This window comes from Paraburkholderia sp. RL17-381-BIF-C, assembly GCF_046026435.1.
Lineage (GTDB): Bacteria > Pseudomonadota > Gammaproteobacteria > Burkholderiales > Burkholderiaceae > Paraburkholderia.
Window position 1 is genome coordinate 68,412 of record NZ_JARESX010000006.1, and the last position, 12,875, is coordinate 81,286.

Genomic DNA, 12,875 nt, shown 5'->3' on the forward strand with positions numbered 1-12,875 from the left:
CGCGGCGGGCAAAACGATTTTTGAGCGCCGGCTTGTGATCTAGAATCACAAGCATGGCCCGTAACCTTCCTCCTTTTCCGGCGCTGCGCGCCTTCGAAGCCGCGGCGCGGCATGAAAGCTTCACCGCCGCGGCGACCGAGCTGCATGTGACGCATGGTGCAATCAGCCGGCAGGTCGCGGCTTTCGAAACGTGGCTCGGCGTGCAGGTGTTTCAGCGTCGCGGCAAACGCGTGCGCCTGACCGAAGAAGGGCGCCGCTACCTGTCCACCGTTCAGGCCGCGTTCGACAGCATCGCGCGTGCAACGGACCAATTGCGCGACACCGGCGTCGTCCATGTGCTGCGCGTGAATGCGTTGCCCACGTTCGCGATGAAATGGCTGCTGCCGCGCCTGCATCAGTTCCAGCGCAAGGTGCCGAATGTGGAGTTGAGACTGTCGACCTCGAACGCGCCGGTCGACACTCTGGACGGCTTCGACGTTGCGGTTCGTCGCGGTCCCGCACACTGGCCCAACTGCGTGAGCGGCCATTTTCTGGGCGAAAGCGAGATTCCCGTGTGCAGTCCGGCGCTATTGCAGCGCTCGCCGATCAACGTCGCCGACGATCTCGCGCGGCACGTGCTGCTGCATTCCGACACGCGGCCGGATGCCTGGAGCAACTGGTTGTCGGCGGCCGGCGTGATGGTGAAATGCCGCAAGAAGCAATCGTTCGATCACTTCTATCTGGCCTTGCAGGCCGCGGTGGACGGCCTTGGTGTCGCGCTCGGTCCGCTGCCCCTGCTCTCGGATGAGCTGGCGTCGGGTCGGCTCGTGGTGCCGCTGGCGGCCCCGCGCATCGATGCACGCGGCTATTGGTGGGTCGCACGGCGCGAGGTCGCGCATGCGCCGCTAGTCGAGCAGTTCTGCGAATGGTTGCAGGCGCAAGGCGATCAAACCCGCGAAAAGGAAACGGGCAGCCTCGAGGCTACCCGTTAGTGATCTGCGTGTTCATGGCGCATGGAGTTGCATTCGCTTCGCGCCGCAGCGCGAAGCGCGCAGACTCACAGATAGAACATCCGGTCTTCATCCGACTTGGTCGGCTGCGGCTCGGTTTCTTCGCGGTCTTCATAGAACTTCAGCACCGCTTCGAGCACCTGGTCCGGATCGTCGATGACCTGCATCAGGTCCATGTCGGCCGGGTTGATCAGGCCCATGGGCGTGAGCGAGTTCTTGAACCACGCAAGCAGGCCTTCCCAGAACTCCGCGCCCACCAGAATGATCGGCACATGACGCGACTTCTTGGTCTGGATGAGCGTGAGCACTTCGGCAAGTTCGTCCAGCGTGCCGAAGCCGCCGGGCATGACGATCACGGCGTCCGAGTTCTTCACGAACGTGACCTTGCGCGTGAAGAAATGGCGGAAGCGCAGCGAGATGTCTTGCCATTGATTGCCCGATTGCTCGTGCGGCAATTCGATGTTCAGACCGACCGACGGGGCCTTGCCCGCATGAGCGCCCTTGTTGGCCGCCTCCATGATGCCCGGGCCGCCGCCCGAGATCACCGCAAAGCCGGCGTCGGACAACTTGCGCGCGATTTGCGTGGCAAGTTTGTAGTAGGGCGAGTTCGGTTTCAGGCGAGCCGAACCATAGATGCTGACAGCCGGGCGAATCTCCGAGAGGTACTCGGTCGCCTCGATAAACTCTGCCATAATCGTGAACATCTGCCACGATGCGCGGGCCTTTTTGGCCGTTGCGCGCTCTTGATCTGCGAGTGATCGCAGACTCGGAATCACTTTTCTCTTAGTCATAATGCCTGAAGAACGAAGCCTTGAAGGTAAGACCCTGCTATTGGTCGACGGTTCGAGTTATCTGTACCGGGCCTACCATGCGATGCCTGATCTGCGCAGCCCCGACGGTGGTCCGACAGGTGCGCTCTACGGGATGATCAACATGCTGCGGCGCATGCGCAAGGAAGTCACAGCAGAGTATAGCGCGTGCGTGTTCGACGCCAAGGGCAAAACGTTTCGCGACGACTGGTATCCCGACTATAAGGCGAATCGCCCGTCCATGCCGGACGATCTCTCGCGTCAGATCGAGCCGATTCATGTGGCCGTGCGCGCGCTCGGCTGGCCGTTGCTGATGATAGAAGGTGTCGAGGCCGACGACGTGATCGGCACGCTCAGCACCGAAGCGGAAAAGCGTGGCATGAATGTGATCGTGTCGACGGGTGACAAGGATCTGGCGCAGCTTGTGTCGGATCATGTCACCCTCATCAATACGATGACTAACGAAACGCTCGACCGCGCCGGTGTGCTCGCCAAGTTCGGCGTGCCGCCGGAGCGCATTGTCGACTACCTGTCGTTGATCGGCGATACCGTCGACAACGTGCCGGGCGTCGAGAAATGCGGGCCGAAAACAGCGATCAAATGGCTGACGCAATTCGAGTCGCTGGATGGCATCGTCGCACATGCGGACGAAATTAAAGGTGCGGTAGGAGACAATTTGCGCCGTGCGCTCGATTTTCTGCCGATGGCGAAGAAACTCGTCACGGTGGATCGCAACTGCGATATGACCGACCATATCGTCTCGATCGAAGAAAGCCTGCAAAGCCGGCCGGAATCGCGCGAGGAATTGCGCGAGGTGTTCACGCGCCACGGCTTCAAGACGTGGCTGCGCGAAGTGGAAATCGCGGACGCCGTGGAAGGTCCGGAAACCGACGTGGCGCCTGCTTTGTCGGTGGATCACGAGCGCCATTACGACACCGTGCAGACGTGGGAGCAATTCGACGCGTGGTTCGAGAGGATCAACGCGGCCGAGTTGACCTCCTTCGATACGGAAACCACCTCGCTCGACCCCATGGTCGCGCAGATCGTGGGGCTGTCGTTGTCGGTCGAGGCGGGCCGTGCGGCCTATGTGCCGCTCGCGCATCGCGGCCCGGACGCTCCCGTGCAATTGCCGCGCGACGAAGTGCTCGCGAAGCTCAAGCCGTGGCTCGAAAGCGCGCAGCACAAGAAGGTCGGCCAGCATCTCAAGTACGACGAGCAGGTGCTGGCGAACTACGGCATCGAAATGCGCGGTATCGAACACGACACGCTACTGGAATCGTACGTGGTCGAATCGCATCGCACGCACGACATGGACAGCCTCGCGCTGCGTCATCTCGGTGTGAAGACGATCAAGTACGAAGAGGTGGCGGGTAAGGGCGCGGGGCAGATCGGCTTCGACGAAGTCGCGTTGGACAAGGCCGCGGAATACGCAGCGGAAGACGCCGACATCACCTTGCGGCTGCACCAGGTGCTGTACCCGCAGGTGGCGGCGGAGAAAACGCTCGAGTACGTCTATCGCGACATCGAACTGCCCACCTCGCGCGTGCTGCGGAAGATGGAACGCACGGGCGTGCTGATCGACGCGGAGAAGCTGCGTCAGCAAAGCAGCGAAATCGCCACGCGTCTCATTCAGCTGGAAAGCGAGGCGTATGTGCTGGCCGGCGGCGAATTCAATCTGGGTTCGCCGAAGCAGATCGGGCAGATCTTCTTCGAGAAGCTGGAGTTGCCGGTGGTCAAGAAGACCCCGAGCGGCGCACCGTCCACGGACGAAGAAGTGTTGCAAAAACTCGCGGAAGACTTTCCGCTGCCGAAGATCCTGCTCGAACATCGTGGCCTGTCGAAGCTGAAATCGACCTACACGGACAAGCTGCCGCGCATGGTCAACGCCACCACGGGCCGCGTGCATACGAACTATGCGCAGGCCGTGGCGGTGACGGGACGTTTGGCATCGAACGATCCGAACCTGCAGAACATTCCCGTCCGTACCGGCGAAGGCCGCCGTATTCGCGAAGCGTTTATTGCACCGCCGGGGCACAAGCTGGTCTCCGCGGACTACTCGCAGATCGAATTACGCATCATGGCGCACATTTCGGGCGACGAATCGTTGCTGCGTTCGTTCTCGCAAGGGGAAGACATTCACCGCGCCACCGCGGCGGAAATCTTCAGCGTGACGCCGCTCGAAGTCTCGAACGACCAGCGCCGCGTAGCCAAGGTCATCAACTTTGGTCTGATCTACGGCATGAGTTCGTTCGGGCTCGCCTCGAACCTCGGCATCACGCGCGACGCGGCCAAGCTCTATATCGACCGCTATTTCGCGCGTTATCCGGGTGTGGCGCGTTATATGGACGAAACGCGCGTGAGCGCGAAGGCCAAGGGTTATGTCGAAACGGTGTTCGGCCGCCGCCTGTGGCTGCCCGAGATCAACGGCGGCAACGGTCCGCGCCGTCAGGCCGCCGAGCGCGCCGCGATCAACGCGCCGATGCAAGGCACGGCCGCCGATCTGATCAAGCTCTCGATGATCGCGGTGCAGAAATGGATCGAAGAGTCGAAGATCGGTACGCGCATGATCATGCAGGTGCATGACGAACTGATTCTAGAGGTACCGGACGCGGAATTGTCCGACGTGCGCAAGCGCTTGCCCGAGTTGATGTGCGGTGTCGCCGACCTGAAGGTGCCGCTGGTCGCCGAAGTGGGCGCCGGCCTGAACTGGGAAGAAGCGCATTGACTTGCGTATGACGGGGCGCGATATCGTCGTGCGCATGTCACACATGCGCATTGATGGCTTGTGACAACCCGTGTTGCTCGCGGACAATCGCTCAAAGGCGGCGCGCTCGGGTGAGATCTCGTGCGCGTCGCGGCGACGCATAACCCATCGGCAAACACGGAGAGTTCAATGCATCGTTTTATCGTCGTTGGCGGAGGCGCGGGGGGACTGGAACTGGCGACGCGTTTGGGCGATCGCTACGCACCCCACAAGAACAAGGGCAGCGTGCGGGCGCAGGTCACGCTCGTCGACCGGAATCCGACGCATATCTGGAAGCCGCTGTTGCACGAAGTGGCGGCCGGTAGCATGGACCCCTTCACGCAGGAACTCGAATATGCGGCGCAAGCGCGCTGGCATGGCTTCGAATTTCAGCAGGGCGAACTGACGGGCCTCGACCGCGCGAACCAGCGCCTCACGCTTGGAACCGTGCTCGACGACGACGGCGCCGAACTGCTACCCGAACGCGAGCTTGAATACGACACGCTGATCATCGCGATCGGCAGCACGACCGCATTCTTCGGCGTAAAGGGTGCGCCCGAATTCTCCCTTGCGCTCGACACGGTCAGCCAGGCCGAGCGTTTCCGCAAACGCCTGATCGCGGCGTGCATGCGCGCCGAACATCAGGTGCACGAGCCCGTCGAATCGGGTCCGGGCACGTCGTCCACGGGCGAGCCGCGCATTCAGGTGGCGATTGTCGGCGGCGGCGCAACGGGGGTGGAACTGTCGGCGGAATTGCGCAACACCGCGCAGGTGCTGTCCGCATACGGCCTGCATAAGCTCGATCCGCGGCATGACGTCGGGATCGTGCTGATCGAGGCGGGGCCGCGTATTCTGCCGGCTCTGCAGGAAAGGGTTTCGACAGCTACGGCCGAGCTGCTCACCAAGCTCGGTGTGAAGCTGATGATCGGCGAAACCGTGGCCGAAGTCGCGCCCGGCCTGATCCGCACCGCAAGCGGCAAAACCGTGCGCGCCGATTTGACGGTGTGGGCGGCGGGTATCAAGGCGCCGGCGGTGCTGAGCCAGCTCGACGGCCTGCCGGTGAATCGTCTGGGCCAGCTCGTCGTGCGCCGCACGCTGCAAACCGAAATCGACGACAACGTTTTCGCGCTTGGCGATTGCGCCGCTTGTCCGTGGCCGGGCAATGAGCGCAACGTGCCGCCGCGCGCGCAGGCGGCTCACCAGCAGGCAAGCTTCCTGATGAAGGCGCTGGCGGCGCGGCTCGATGGCAAGCCGTTGCCGGAATTTACCTATCGCGACTTTGGTTCGCTGGTGTCGCTCGGGCATTTCAGCGCCGTCGGCAATCTGATGGGCGGGGTGATCGGCGGCAATATGCTGATCGAAGGGTTGTTCGCGCGCTTCATGTACATGTCGCTGTACCGGCTGCACATCGCCGCGCTGCACGGCTACGCGCGGATGGTGCTCGATACGTTCGCTCACTGGTTACGCCGGACAACGCTGCCGCGGGTCAAGCTCCACTGACTTGGGCTGTGCCGCGCCTGGTCGGCGCCCGGAAACGTTGCTTCTGCAACAGGATGCGTGTCAGGCGTATCCTGTTGCCTCCAACGTTCAACCGAGGAGCGCCGCATGCTGAAACCCGAGATCGACAGCCTGGTCCCGCACGTCCCCTTCGACCGTCGCACTTTCATTAAAGCAGCGCTCGGCACCGGATTCGCCGCCGCCGTGCTGCCGGTATCCGCGCAAACTATCCATACGGACAGCGACGGTCTCGAAGCCGGCGAAGTGGCGGTGCGCTCCGGCGACACGTTGGTGCCGGCGTACCGCGCGCAGCCGAAGGGTAAGACGCACTTGCCGGTGATCATCGTCGTGCACGAGATTTTTGGCGTGCACGAGCATATCGCCGACGTGTGCCGGCGCTTCGCCAAGCAGGGCTATCTCGCGATCGCGCCGAATCTGTACGAGCGGCAGGGTGATCCGACCGTTTATACGAGCATGCAACAGCTCAACGAGCAACTGGTCAGCAAGGTGCCGGACGATCAGGTCATCGGCGATCTCGACGCGACGGTTGCCTGGGCGGGCGAGCATGGCGGCGATCTGAACCGCCTAGGCGTGAACGGCTTCTGCTGGGGTGGGCGCATTGCATGGCTGTACGCCGAACATAACCCGCGACTGAAGGCGGGCGCCGCCTGGTATGGACGAGTAACGGGCGCAAAGAACGCGATAACGCCGGCCAATCCGCTCGACGAGGTCGCGCAGCTTCATGCGCCGGTCCTGGGACTCTATGGGTTGCAGGATCAGAGCATTCCGCAGGACACGCTCGAACAGATGAAGCAGGCCATCGCGCAAGGTCCGCAAGTGGGACGCGGTTCGCAGTTCGTCGTGTATGAAGATGCGGGTCACGCGTTTTTCGCGGATTACCGCCCGAGCTACAAAAAGGCCGACGCGGAAGACGGCTGGCGCCGTACGCTGGCGTGGTTCAAGCAGCATGGCGTAGCCTGAACCGCCTGTTTTTTACGCTGACCGACGAGCCCTCGCGCTCGCGGTTCAAGAAGGCCGTTGCTGCCTGAGTGCGGTTGAACGGCCTTTTTCCAACTTCTCGCCTACCGGGCGCTGACCTTGACGCTCAAGGATTCGGGCCCGTTGCGATGGGCCGCTTCGGATCCGAACTCCACTCGCTCCACGATCCCGCATACAACGCCGCGCCGTGCAGGCCGGCGACTTCCATCGCCAGCGCATTCACACAGGCCGTCACGCCGGAACCGCATTGCAGTATCACGTGCTCCGGCGGCGTGTCCGCGAGCAGCGCGTGGAATTCCTCGCGCAGCGTATGAGCCGGCTTGAAGCGGCTGTCGGCGGTGAGGTTGTCCTTGAAGAAGCGGTTGAGCGCGCCGGGAATGTGGCCGCCGACACGATCCAGCGTCTCGTTCTCGCCGCGATAGCGGTCGGCCGCGCGCGCGTCGACCACGACCCGTTCCTTCGAGCCCAGATTGCGCTCGACCGTTTGCGCATCGACCGTGACGGACAGCGGCGCGCCGGCTTTGAAGTCGCCGGTGTTCTGCGCGGGCGCGTCCTGCGTCAGCGGATGGCCGCCGGCCTCCCATGCTTGCAGTCCACCGTCGAGCAGCGCGACCGCGTCGTGACCGAGCCAGCGCAGCAGCCACCATGCACGGGCGGCGTACATGCCGCCTTGCGCGTCATAGGCGACGACTTGCTGTCCCTGCTTCAGACCGCGCGACTCCAGCGTCTCCACCAGCCGCGCACGATCCGGCAACGGATGGCGGCCGTTCTGGCCGTTCTTCGGCCCCGACAGGTCGCGATCGAGGTGCAGGTAATGGGCGCCGGGCAGATGCCCGGCCAGATAGGCTTTTTCGCCCGCTTCGGGGTCGGCCAGATCGAAACGGCAATCGATGACGAACACGCTGCCCGGCGCGGCGGCGAGGCGTTCCGCGAGATTGGCCGCGGAGATCAGAGTGGTGTAATGAGTGTGGGGCATGACGTCTCCTCGATACTGGCGATGGCGGCCGAGCTATGTTGTTAGTCTAAACAAAAAAGACGGACCGAAGTCCGTCTTTCCATGCGTGCGTACTGCCTGAGGAATCCGGGCAGGCGCCAATCAGATCGTGCCGAGTTCACGCCGCAGGAACTCGTGGAAGTGCTGCATGCCATCTTCCATCGGGCTCTGATACGGGCCGACCTGCGATTCGCCGCGATTCATCAGCGCTCGGCGGCCAGCGTCCATGCGTTCGGCGATCTCGTCGTCTTCGCGGGCCGTTTCCATGTAGGCGGCGCGCTCGGCTTCGACGAACTCCCGTTCGAACAGCGCGATTTCCTCAGGGTAATAGAACTCCACCACGTTGGTGGTTTTCTGCGGACCGCGCGGAATCAGCCACGACACCACCAGCACATGCGGATACCACTCGATCATGATGCCCGGGTAGTACACCATCCAGATCGCGCCGAATTCCGGCGGATTGCCGCCGCGAAAACGCAGCACTTCGTCGTGCCACTTGCGGTACGTCGGGCTGCCCGGCTGCTCCAGATCTTTGTGCACGCCGACCGTCTGCACGCTGTACCAGTCGCCGAACTCCCACGTCAGGTCGTCGCAATTGACGAAACTGCCGAGGCCCGGATGGAACGGCGCGACGTGATAGTCCTCCAGATAGACCTCGATAAAGGTCTTCCAGTTGTAGTTGCACTCGTGGACTTCGACGTGATCGAACATGAAGCCCGAAAAATCGAAATGTTCTTTGGTGCCAAGACGCGCCAGATCGCGCGCGACGTCGCGCCCCTGCGCTTCGAACAGCAGGCCTTGCCAGTTCTGCAGCGGCGTGGCGCCGAGGTTCAGGCAGGGGTTATCCGCAAAATGCGGCGCACCGAGGAGCTGGCCGTTCAGGTCGTAGGTCCAGCGATGCAGGGGGCAGACGATATTCTCCGTCTGGCCGCGGCCGTTGAGCATGATGGCTTGCCGGTGGCGGCACACGTTCGACAGCAGTTCGACTTGCGACTGCTGGTTACGGACGAGCACACGCCCTTCGCTCTCGCTCGGCAAAGCAAAATAATTCCCCGCTTCGGGCACCATGAGATCGTGGCCGATGTAGCGAGGACCTTTCTTGAAAAGGGTGTCGATTTCGCGCGTTAGAAGCGCTTCGTCAAAGTAAGCCGTGACTGGCAGCTGGCTGTGGACAGACCGCAACTGCAATGCATTGCTCAGATTGGACATTCCCACTCCCGTGAAGACGTGAAAGCAGTGAACAACCCAACCATCGAAGGTTTCGATTTAGGGAGCCCGCGATTATACCCGTTTCCCCTTTCTTGGGGCGCTTAAGTGCCTGATTTGGGTCAAAAATGTCAAGTAAGTTCGACCTTTTCGCCGCAGACCGATCACTTTTTTTCTGCGAGACTGGTAAGGCAGCGGAGGGCCGGAAGGCGGGGCGTAGGGCGGCGAGCGGATCGGAATTGTCGCTTTTGCCGTAGAATGTCCGACTTGTTTTAATTTTGCGACTATTCATGGCGAAGACCGCGTCGAAAGATACTGCTGCCACGCCAGCCGAAGGCGTCGACACTACGCCGCTGCCCGAGAATTACGAGGCCGCTCAGGCGGAGCTGGAGGGGCTGGTTGCGCGCATGGAAAGCGGCAATCTCAGCCTCGAGGAGTCGCTCACCGCCTACCGGCGTGGCGCGGCCCTCGTGGCGTTTTGCCAGCAGCAGCTCGAGAAGGTCGAACAGCAGGTGCGCGTGCTCGACGGCGAGACGCTCAAGCCGCTGCCCATGAATACCGCAGGCACAGCCGCTACTGAGAGCGGGGACGACCTATGACATTCGAACAATGGATGCGCTCGGTGCTGGAGCGCGTCGAAACGGCACTAGAACATTACCTGCCGACCGAGGCAACCGAGCCCGCCACGCTGCATGAAGCCATGCGTTACGCGGTGTTGGGCGGCGGCAAGCGGGTTCGCCCGCTGCTGTGCCACGCGGCCGGCGAGCTGACCGGCGCGCGCGCCGAATGCCTCGACGCGGCAGCGGCGGCACTGGAAATGATTCATGTGTACTCGCTCGTCCACGACGACATGCCGTGCATGGACGACGACGCGCTGCGTCGCGGCAAGCCCACGGTACACGTCAAGTATGACGAAGCCACGGCATTGCTGGTCGGCGATGCGCTGCAATCGCAGGCGTTCGTCGCGCTGACCTCGGACGTGCTGGCCCCGGCGCAACAGGCCGCGCTCGTGCGCGAACTGGCGCTGGCGAGCGGCTCGATCGGCATGTGCGGCGGGCAGGCCATCGATCTGGCGAGCGTCGGCCACACGCTGACGCGCGTGCAACTCGAAACCATGCACCGCATGAAAACCGGCGCCTTGTTGCGTGCCGCGGTGCGCATGGGCGCGCTCGCGGGTGAAACGCCGAGCGCGGAAGCCATGCGTTCGCTGGACGCATATTCGGCCGCTGTCGGCCTCGCGTTTCAGGTCGTCGACGATATTCTCGACGTCACGACCGATTCCGCGACGCTCGGCAAAACGGCTGGTAAAGACGCGAAGGACGGCAAGCCGACCTACGTGTCGATTATTGGACTCGACGCGTCGCGCGCGCTCGCGGCACAGCTGCGCAGCGATGCCCACGCTGCGCTGGCGCCGTTTGGCGCACGCGCACAGCGTCTTGCCGAATTGGCCGACCTGGTGGTGAACCGGGTTAGCTGAACGCGAAAGCCCGCCGCCGCGCGCCTCCGTCATGGGGCGCATGTATGAAGTGCGGGCGCGTAAGTTTTCCTACAATGGAACGACGATGTACGACTTGCTGAAAACCATTGACGACCCGGCAGCACTGCGCCGCCTCGATCGCCGCCAATTGCAACCGCTTGCCGACGAGTTGCGTGCCTTTGTGCTCGACAGCGTATCGCAGACGGGCGGCCATCTTTCGTCCAACCTCGGCACAGTCGAGTTGACCATTGCGCTGCACTACGTGTTCGACACGCCGCACGACCGGATCGTCTGGGACGTGGGCCATCAAACTTATCCGCACAAGATCCTGACGGGCCGCCGCGACCAGATGCACACGCTGCGTCAGTTGGGTGGCATCTCGGGCTTCCCGAAGCGTGACGAGTCGGAATACGACACCTTCGGCACGGCGCACTCCAGCACGTCGATTTCCGCGGCGCTCGGCATGGCGGTCGCGAGCAAGCTGCAGGGCGACAACCGCATGGGCATCGCCGTGATCGGCGACGGCGCAATGACGGCCGGTATGGCGTTCGAGGCGATGAACAACGCCGGCGTCGAAGACGACGTGCCGTTGCTGGTCATCCTGAACGACAACGACATGTCGATTTCGCCGCCGGTCGGTGCGCTGAATCGCCATCTGGCGCGTTTGATGTCGGGCCGCTTCTACGCCGCCGCGCGTGCGGGCGTCGAGCGCGTGCTGCGTGTCGCGCCGCCCATGCTCGATCTCGCGCGTAAGCTCGAAGAGCACGCGAAGGGCATGATCGTGCCGGCCACGCTGTTCGAAGAGTTCGGCTTCAACTACATCGGCCCGATCGACGGTCACGATCTCGATTCGCTGATCCCGACGCTGCAGAACATCAAGGAACTGCGCGGTCCGCAATTCCTGCACGTGGTGACGAAGAAGGGCCAAGGCTACAAGCTCGCCGAGGCCGATCCGGTGCTGTACCACGGCCCGGGCAAGTTTAATCCGGCCGAGGGCATCAAGCCGGCCACCACGCCGTCGAAGAAAACGTACACGCAGGTGTTCGGCGAATGGCTGTGCGACGCCGCCGAGCTGGACGCGCGCGTGGTCGGCATCACGCCGGCCATGCGCGAAGGCTCGGGCATGGTGGAGTTCGAGAAGCGCTTCCCGGATCGGTACTTCGACGTCGGCATTGCCGAGCAACACGCGGTGACGTTCGCCGGTGGCCTCGCTGCGGACGGCATGAAGCCGGTCGTCGCGATCTACTCGACCTTCCTGCAACGCGCTTACGACCAACTGATTCACGACGTCGCACTGCAGAACCTGCCGGTGGTGTTCGCGATCGACCGCGCGGGCCTCGTCGGCGCCGACGGTGCAACGCACGCCGGCGCTTACGACCTGGCGTTCCTGCGCTGCATCCCGAACATGACGGTGATGGCCGCGTCGGACGAAAACGAATGCCGCCAGATGCTGTACACGGCATTGCAGCAGCCGAATCCGACGGCGGTGCGGTATCCGCGTGGCGCCGGCACGGGTGTTGCCACCGTCAAGCAAATGGCCGCGCTGCCGATTGGCAAGGGTGAGATTCGTCGCGAAACGTCGCAGCCGGCTGGAAAGCGCATTGCGATTCTGGCGTTCGGCACGATGGTCGCGCCGTCGCTGGCAGCGGCCGAGCAACTGGACGCGACGGTCGCGAACATGCGCTTCGTGAAGCCGCTGGACGCCGATCTGGTCCGTCAACTGGCCGAAACGCACGACGCCATCGTCACAGTCGAAGAAGGCTGCGTGATGGGTGGCGCGGGTTCGGCGTGCGTGGAAGCCCTGCTTGCCAGTGGGGTTACTCGGCCGGTACTACAATTGGGCCTCCCCGATCAATTCATCGATCACGGAGATCCGGCCAAGCTGCTCGCCGCGTGTGGTCTCGACGCCGCGGGTATTGCCAAGTCGATCCGCGAGCGTTTTCTGTTGAGTGGCGCAGTCGGCGGCCAGTCGTCGGTGAAGCGCGTCGCTTAAGCGGCGCTGCTTGCTGCGCGGCCGTCATGCTATGGCGGCCATAGCAATCTCCAACTTGAATCGGTGGGCCTTCGGGCCCATTATTCGACGCCGGCAGGGGCCGGCGTTTGCCGTTGCGCGCCTGGATTCGCGCGGCCGCTGAGCGCCCCGAAGGCTGTTGCCTTGCGG

10 protein-coding genes are annotated in these 12,875 nt (G+C 63.1%); 7 read left to right on the top strand and 3 right to left on the bottom strand.

Features of this window, described 5'->3' with window-relative positions; genetic code table 11:
• Positions 1–53 precede the first annotated feature (53 nt).
• A complete protein-coding gene (locus tag P0D70_RS06420) occupies positions 54–971 on the top strand; it encodes a transcriptional regulator GcvA (RefSeq protein WP_408183666.1) in 918 nt (305 codons plus the stop codon).
• A 65-nt stretch (positions 972–1,036) separates the two neighbouring features.
• On the opposite strand, the gene P0D70_RS06425 is transcribed toward P0D70_RS06420, so the two are convergent.
• Positions 1,037–1,780, bottom strand: coding sequence for an LOG family protein (locus P0D70_RS06425; RefSeq protein ID WP_091804736.1), 744 nt, complete (start codon positions 1,778–1,780; stop codon positions 1,037–1,039).
• A 1-nt stretch (position 1,781) separates the two neighbouring features.
• Between P0D70_RS06425 and polA the strand changes: the two genes are divergently transcribed.
• From polA to P0D70_RS06440, 3 genes are all read left to right on the top strand, one after another.
• Complete coding sequence (gene polA / locus P0D70_RS06430; RefSeq protein ID WP_408183669.1) at positions 1,782–4,523, top strand: DNA polymerase I; 2,742 nt, start codon at positions 1,782–1,784, stop codon at positions 4,521–4,523.
• A gap of 168 nt (positions 4,524–4,691) precedes the next feature.
• Positions 4,692–6,041 carry an NAD(P)/FAD-dependent oxidoreductase gene (locus tag P0D70_RS06435; RefSeq protein WP_091804732.1) on the top strand — a complete coding sequence of 450 codons (1,350 nt, stop codon included), beginning with the start codon at positions 4,692–4,694 and terminating at the stop codon, positions 6,039–6,041.
• 105 nt (positions 6,042–6,146) lie between these two features.
• A complete protein-coding gene (locus P0D70_RS06440) occupies positions 6,147–7,019 on the top strand; it encodes a dienelactone hydrolase family protein (protein ID WP_091804729.1) in 873 nt (290 codons plus the stop codon).
• A 124-nt stretch (positions 7,020–7,143) separates the two neighbouring features.
• Here the strand turns inward: P0D70_RS06440 and P0D70_RS06445 are convergent, their stop codons facing one another.
• Complete coding sequence (locus P0D70_RS06445) at positions 7,144–8,013, bottom strand: sulfurtransferase (protein WP_091804726.1); 870 nt, start codon at positions 8,011–8,013, stop codon at positions 7,144–7,146.
• Between the two features lie 120 nt (positions 8,014–8,133).
• Positions 8,134–9,240, bottom strand: coding sequence for an aromatic ring-hydroxylating oxygenase subunit alpha (locus tag P0D70_RS06450; RefSeq protein ID WP_091804723.1), 1,107 nt, complete (start codon positions 9,238–9,240; stop codon positions 8,134–8,136).
• Positions 9,241–9,527: 287 nt separating this feature from the next.
• On the opposite strand from P0D70_RS06450, the gene P0D70_RS06455 reads away from it, so the two are divergent.
• The 3 genes from P0D70_RS06455 to dxs all read left to right on the top strand — a co-directional run bounded on the left by P0D70_RS06455 (position 9,528) and on the right by dxs (position 12,707).
• A complete protein-coding gene (locus P0D70_RS06455) occupies positions 9,528–9,836 on the top strand; it encodes an exodeoxyribonuclease VII small subunit (RefSeq protein WP_007178839.1) in 309 nt (102 codons plus the stop codon).
• On the top strand, positions 9,833–10,714 hold the full coding sequence (locus P0D70_RS06460; RefSeq protein ID WP_091804721.1) for a polyprenyl synthetase family protein: 882 nt from the start codon (positions 9,833–9,835) through the stop codon (positions 10,712–10,714). Before P0D70_RS06455 ends, P0D70_RS06460 begins: the two co-directional genes overlap by 4 nt.
• An 85-nt stretch (positions 10,715–10,799) precedes the next feature.
• The gene (dxs, locus tag P0D70_RS06465; protein WP_091804719.1) at positions 10,800–12,707 is read left to right on the top strand and encodes a 1-deoxy-D-xylulose-5-phosphate synthase; all 1,908 of its coding nucleotides are present in this window, start codon (positions 10,800–10,802) and stop codon (positions 12,705–12,707) included.
• Positions 12,708–12,875 lie beyond the last annotated feature (168 nt).

Excerpts from the sequence above, each read along its gene's own strand:
- P0D70_RS06420 (WP_408183666.1), top strand. The coding sequence starts at position 54 with ATGGCCCGTAACCTTCCTCCTTTTCCGGCGCTGCGCGCCTTCGAAGCC.
- P0D70_RS06425 (WP_091804736.1), bottom strand. The coding sequence starts at position 1,780 with ATGACTAAGAGAAAAGTGATTCCGAGTCTGCGATCACTCGCAGATCAA.
- polA (WP_408183669.1), top strand. The coding sequence starts at position 1,782 with ATGCCTGAAGAACGAAGCCTTGAAGGTAAGACCCTGCTATTGGTCGAC.
- P0D70_RS06435 (WP_091804732.1), top strand. The coding sequence starts at position 4,692 with ATGCATCGTTTTATCGTCGTTGGCGGAGGCGCGGGGGGACTGGAACTG.
- P0D70_RS06440 (WP_091804729.1), top strand. The coding sequence starts at position 6,147 with ATGCTGAAACCCGAGATCGACAGCCTGGTCCCGCACGTCCCCTTCGAC.
- P0D70_RS06445 (WP_091804726.1), bottom strand. The coding sequence starts at position 8,013 with ATGCCCCACACTCATTACACCACTCTGATCTCCGCGGCCAATCTCGCG.
- P0D70_RS06450 (WP_091804723.1), bottom strand. The coding sequence starts at position 9,240 with ATGTCCAATCTGAGCAATGCATTGCAGTTGCGGTCTGTCCACAGCCAG.
- P0D70_RS06455 (WP_007178839.1), top strand. The coding sequence starts at position 9,528 with ATGGCGAAGACCGCGTCGAAAGATACTGCTGCCACGCCAGCCGAAGGC.
- P0D70_RS06460 (WP_091804721.1), top strand. The coding sequence starts at position 9,833 with ATGACATTCGAACAATGGATGCGCTCGGTGCTGGAGCGCGTCGAAACG.
- dxs (WP_091804719.1), top strand. The coding sequence starts at position 10,800 with ATGTACGACTTGCTGAAAACCATTGACGACCCGGCAGCACTGCGCCGC.